Source organism: Pseudomonas sp. HMSC066A08 (assembly GCF_001813025.1).
Taxonomy (GTDB): domain Bacteria; phylum Pseudomonadota; class Gammaproteobacteria; order Pseudomonadales; family Pseudomonadaceae; genus Pseudomonas; species Pseudomonas aeruginosa.
The window spans coordinates 51,907-52,179 of the sequence record NZ_KV811362.1 but is presented as its reverse complement, the minus strand read 5'-3'; the positions used below and the strand labels follow the sequence as shown (position 1 = coordinate 52,179).

General features: G+C 64.5%; 1 protein-coding gene. It reads left to right on the top strand.

Annotated elements, in window-relative coordinates; genetic code table 11:
- Nucleotides 1-273, top strand: a 273-nt coding sequence (locus HMPREF2886_RS28420; protein ID WP_139148428.1) for a cytochrome ubiquinol oxidase subunit I, incomplete at both ends; no start/stop codon positions are given.

Below are 273 nucleotides of genomic sequence, written 5' to 3'. Positions count from 1 at the left end.
TCACCGCGTTCTTCCTCGAGGCCGGTTTCCTCGGCGTCATGCTGTTCGGCTGGAACCGCGTGGGGCCGGGCCTGCACTTCTTCGCCACGCTGATGGTGGCGATCGGCACCCTGGTCTCGACCTTCTGGATCCTCGCTTCCAACAGCTGGATGCAGACTCCGCAGGGCTTCGAGATCGTCGACGGCCGGGTGATCCCGGTGGACTGGCTGGCAGTGATCTTCAACCCGTCGTTTCCCTATCGCCTGCTGCACATGTCGGTCGCCGCGTTCCTCG